General features: G+C 26.7%; 5 protein-coding genes. 3 read left to right on the forward strand and 2 right to left on the reverse strand.

Annotated features, from left to right (window positions below; translation table 11 throughout):
• Positions 1-522 (forward strand): radical SAM protein (locus EZH24_RS08870; protein WP_473807455.1); only part of this gene is annotated, 522 nt, incomplete at its 5' end.
• A gap of 33 nt (positions 523-555) precedes the next feature.
• Here EZH24_RS08870 and EZH24_RS15335 read toward each other — a convergent pair.
• A complete protein-coding gene (locus EZH24_RS15335; RefSeq protein WP_272897889.1) occupies positions 556-678 on the reverse strand; it encodes a hypothetical protein in 123 nt (40 codons plus the stop codon).
• Between the two features lie 95 nt (positions 679-773).
• On the opposite strand from EZH24_RS15335, the gene EZH24_RS08875 reads away from it, so the two are divergent.
• Positions 774-1898, forward strand: coding sequence for a hypothetical protein (locus EZH24_RS08875; protein WP_137998803.1), 1125 nt, complete (start codon positions 774-776; stop codon positions 1896-1898).
• On the forward strand, positions 1895-2779 hold the full coding sequence (locus EZH24_RS08880; RefSeq protein ID WP_137998804.1) for a DNA adenine methylase: 885 nt from the start codon (positions 1895-1897) through the stop codon (positions 2777-2779). Before EZH24_RS08875 ends, EZH24_RS08880 begins: the two co-directional genes overlap by 4 nt.
• 305 nt (positions 2780-3084) lie before the next feature.
• Here the strand turns inward: EZH24_RS08880 and EZH24_RS08885 are convergent, their stop codons facing one another.
• Positions 3085-3471, reverse strand: a complete 387-nt coding sequence (locus EZH24_RS08885) for a GreA/GreB family elongation factor (RefSeq protein ID WP_236847139.1) — start codon at positions 3469-3471, stop codon at positions 3085-3087.
• Between the last annotated feature and the right edge of the window lie 17 nt (positions 3472-3488).

The raw sequence follows: 3488 nt of genomic DNA on the forward strand, positions 1-3488 counted from the left end.
AAACTTATAGATAATCCGAATAAAGAAATCGATTTTGATAAAATGGTGGAAGGTTTAATAGAATTCAAAAAAGTATTTAAAGGCGAATATTGGCTTGAAATATTTTTGCTTAAAGACATAAACGACAACGAAGACGAACTTGACGATATAATAAAAATCGTAAAAAAAATTAAACCAGACAGAATTCAACTTATAACGGCGACACGAAGAGTGGCAAACGAAAAAGCTAAAGCGTTAACGGACGAAGAACTAAAAAAAATAAAAAAATATTTTAATGCAAAATGCGATATTGAAATCGATATTCCGAGTGTTTCGGATAATCATAAAGGAAATACGAAAAAAATTACCGAAGAAGATATTGTAAATTTTTTAATTCGTCAGCCCGACACCGCTTATTTAATAGCGAAAAGTTTTAACGAAGAAGAAAAAAGAGTTAAGGAACTACTTGACGTTCTTATTAAGAAAAACAAGGTTAGAGAGGAGGTTGTTAATGGTGTAGTTTCTTACGCGGTTAATATTTAATTTTTTAATTCTATTTCCTAATAAAAACTAAATTCATTCAAATATAATCCTTTCCGCTTGACTTTTAGCGTCTTCCAAAATTTTTTTAGCTTCTTTTTGTAAATTTATAACTTTTTTATTTCTAAACATCACTATACTTATGTCTACGGTTGCCAAATCAAAAAATTATATTTTTAATTTTAGGCTTGTATAATACAATAAATTTTATATAATTTTTACTATGTTCAATTAAAAATACTTGAGGAAATATTGTGCAAATATTATTTGGAAAAATAAAAAACTTTTCGTATAAAAAATTTTGGAGAGAAGAATTAAAAACTTTTGATTTAAATTCTAAAAGTATCGATATAAACGATTTGCCAAGTAAATGCAATATTCAAATCAATAATAAAATTATGTCAATAAGCAAATGGGTAAGTCCTAAAAGAACTCGCTCGTATCCTTATGCAAGAGTATATGATAGTTTTGATTCTTTCGGCGGTAAAGTTGCGACTATAATTCCAATAATCAAAGACGAAGGAATTGACGGAGATATGGATTATTTGCAATGGGATACGATTTCTTTAATGAGTTTGCTTAATGTATATGTTATATTGGGTTTCTACGAAGATGCCGAAAAAAATATTAGAAATGCAAATAAACCGAATAAAATAACGAATCAAAAATTAAAATCAAGCTTCATATATAATCAACTTGAAATATTAAGCGCTTATCACCAATCCGCGTTGCATTGGAATCTTAATCAATTAAATAGCGAAAATTTATTAAATATTATAAATAAAGCAAAAACTTCTTATAAAGAGATTTCGCAAAAACTTAAAATAAAACTTCATGATTTAAAAAATATAGATAAATTTAAAATCAATATCACTAAAGATAGAGAAGCTTTTATGCAATATTCAAGATATAAGGCAAAAAACGCTCAAAATAGAGAAGTTTTAACATTACACAATAAAGAATCTGTCGGAATAGGAGAAAAAGCAAAAATAGAAATAGAAAATTATTTAGGCGGATATTATTATTTTACTATTGACGATGTTTTAGATAAAGATAATTATTTGTATTTAATTGAAAGTAAGCATAGCAATGATTCTATTTTGCCATCGAATGACGATATTAAAGACGGATTATTGAAGCTTATGATTTATAATAATCTATGCGAAATTAGGGATTCTAAAAATAAAAGAAATTTTAAAATAGTTTTGCGTTTAACTTCAAATAAATTAAAAAGCAATATGGAGTTGCCGAATAATAATTTAGAATATTTTATAAAATCAAATCAATTAAATAAAAAACAAATAGAAATTATATATAAATTAAATTCCGAATGCGAAGAAAATAAATTTAATATATGGTTTCAAAAGGCGCAAATATGAGTTTAATAAAATCGCCTTTGCGTTATCCAGGCGGTAAAAGTAGAGCGGTAAAATTTTTATATCAATATTTTCCCAAAGATTTTAATATATATAAAGAGCCATTTTTTGGAGGCGGTTCTGTAGGAATTTATATTTTCCAAATAATGAAAAATATAAAAATATACGCGAACGATTTAAATTACGAATTATATTGTTTTTGGCAAAGTTTAAAAATGCAACCCGATAAATTGATAGATGGAATCGTTGAATTAAAAAGTAAATTTAAAAACGGCAAAGAATTATATAACTTTATTCTATATAGAAGAGATTTTAATCTTTCTATGCTTGAGAGAGGAATTGATTTTTTTATTCTTAATAGAATTACTTTTTCGGGCATTGTCGATAGCGGCGGATTTTCTCAAAAAGCTTACGAATCGAGATTTACAATAAGTTCTATCGATAGATTAAAAAATACTCATAAAATAATTAAGAATTTTAATTTTTCATGCGATAATTTTTTTAATTCGATAGATAACAATTTTGAAAATCAAAAAGACATTTTTATTTTTTTAGACCCGCCTTATTATAGTTCGGTAAAATCTAAATTATATGGGAAAAAAGGAATTTTGCATTCAAATTTTAATCATGAAAATTTGAGAGATTATTTATATAAAACCAAATCTAAGTTTTTGCTTACTTATGATAATTGCGAATATATAAAAGAACTTTATAAAGATTTTTATACTCTCGAATGGAATTTGCAATATGGAATGAATAACTATAAACAAAAAAATGCGGATATTGGAAAAGAATTATTGATAAGCAATTATGATTTGAAATTTTATAATAATTCGTCTTATGATAAAAATGTTAAAGAATTATATTTGCATAAAGTTTTATAAATAAATTTCATTATTCATAACTCTCGCTATTTCAGTCAATTCTATTATATAGTCTTCGAAATGCAAAGAAACTTTATTTATATCTTTCATAAATAGCCTTAATAGTTTTAATCGTTGGGTTATAATATAGTATCGACAATATATATTTTTTCTAAATTGTTTAATGACTTAAGATAACAAATGAAGATTAAATTTTTTATTCAAATAAATGTTTGATATAATCGGAATTATCATTTTGTAGAGCGTAATAAAAATAAAGTGCTATAGGAGATTGTTAATGGGGTAGTTTCTTATGCGGTTAATATTTAAAGCCCTATTTCAAGTATCTCCAAAACTTTATCTCCAGCGGGAACTTTTATTGTAACGGTATCGCCGACTTTTTTTGTAAGCAGTCCTTTTGAGATTGGAGTTATTATGGTTATTTGATTTTTTGAAATATCCGCTTCGAGTTCGCCGACTATTTTATACTCTGAAACCGCTCCCGTATTTTTGTCTTTTACTTTTACTCGTTTTCCAAAAGTCACCGTGTCTTTATCCAATTTGGAAGGGTCGATTATTTCGCAGCCCGCCAAATCGCTTTCCAATTTCGATATTTGCGCTTGAAGAAGCCCTTGCCTTTCTCTTGCCGCATGATATTCAGCGTTTTCTTTTAAGTCGCCTTTTTCTCTCGCCTCCGTTGATTCCGCCGTCAAGCCCCAAATCTATTATA

The organism is Brachyspira catarrhinii (assembly GCF_005518285.1).
Classification (GTDB): Bacteria; Spirochaetota; Brachyspiria; order Brachyspirales; family Brachyspiraceae; genus Brachyspira; species Brachyspira catarrhinii.